General features: G+C 78.8%; 2 protein-coding genes. Both read right to left on the bottom strand.

The genetic code is table 11. From position 1 onward, the window contains the following. On the bottom strand, positions 1-830 hold an 830-nt coding region (locus GTW08_RS12160; protein WP_161151936.1), incomplete at its 3' end, for an Ada metal-binding domain-containing protein. 69 nt (positions 831-899) lie between these two features. Continuing rightward, positions 900-1,153: hypothetical protein (locus tag GTW08_RS12155; RefSeq protein ID WP_237453780.1), on the bottom strand; the 254-nt coding region annotated here is incomplete at its 5' end.

Genomic DNA, 1,153 nt, shown 5'->3' with positions numbered 1-1,153 from the left:
GACACCGCGGGCCCGATGTCCCGCGGGTCGGACGCCCGCAGCGTCGCGACCACGGCCCCGGCCCGCGCGGTCAGGTCCAGCGCGACGACGGCCGGTCCGTGCGGCAGCCGCAGCGTGCGCCGGTACGTGCCGCCGGTGACGGCCTCGACGCCGTCGACGGCGCGGGCCGCGAGGTGGTCGAGCAGGCCGTGCGGGTCGAACGGGGATCGGTAGGGCAGGCGCAGGACCAGCGCTCCCGGCGGACCGGGCTCACGGGTCCGCGACCGGCGGGCGGCCTCGGCGCGCAGCTGCGAGGGCGGGACGCCGTAGACGGTGCGGACGGTGTCGTTGAACTGGCGGACGCTGCCGAACCCGGCGGCGAACGCGACGTCGGCCAGCCCGAGCGGGGTGGTCTCGACCAGGATGCGGGCGGTGTGCGCGCGCTGCGCGCGGGCCAGGGCCAGGGGCCCGGCGCCCACCTCGGAGGTGAGGATCCGGCCGAGCTGGCGGGGCGAGTAGCCCAGCCGCGACGCGAGCCCGGGGACCCCGTCGCGCTCGACGACGCCGTCGGCGATCAGGCGCATGGCCCGCCCGGCGGCGTCCGCGCGCAGGTTCCACTCCGGCGAGCCGGGGACGGCGTCGGGCAGGCACCGCCGGCAGGCGCGGTAGCCCGCGGTCTGCGCGGCGGCCGCGGTGCGCAGGAACTCGACGTTGCGCGAGCGCGGAGGCGGTACCGGGCAGGACGGGCGGCAGTAGATGCCGGTGGTGCGCACGGCCGTGACGAACTGGCCGTCGAACCGCGCGTCCTTGGCGGCGACGGCGCGGTAACAGGCGTCGTGGTCGAGCAGCACGGCACCGACGATGCCACTGGGCGACCGCCGTCACTGGCGGGAATCGGTCACCGGTGTCCGGGGTCCGGTCTACGGGCAGAGCGCGCCCGACACCCACCCCTGCTCGCAGGCGAAGCGGACCTCCTCCTCGCGCGAGGCGTCCCGGTCGGGGACCCCCGACGGGCGCTCGCGGATCCGCTCCGGGGTGGTGCGCGGCGGGTCGGCCGGGGCCGGGGTCGCGACGGGGGCGGGTTCGACCGGCTCGGGGGCGGCCGTCTCCCGCTCCCGGGTGACGCCGCCGGTGTCGTCGCGCACGACGGGTGCGCTCCCGCGCGACGGGGCCG

It is taken from the genome of Pseudonocardia sp. SID8383 (assembly GCF_009864975.1).
Taxonomy (GTDB): domain Bacteria; phylum Actinomycetota; class Actinomycetes; order Mycobacteriales; family Pseudonocardiaceae; genus Pseudonocardia; species Pseudonocardia alni.
Note: the sequence above shows the minus strand (reverse complement) of the source record. Positions and strands in the feature narration are given on the sequence as shown.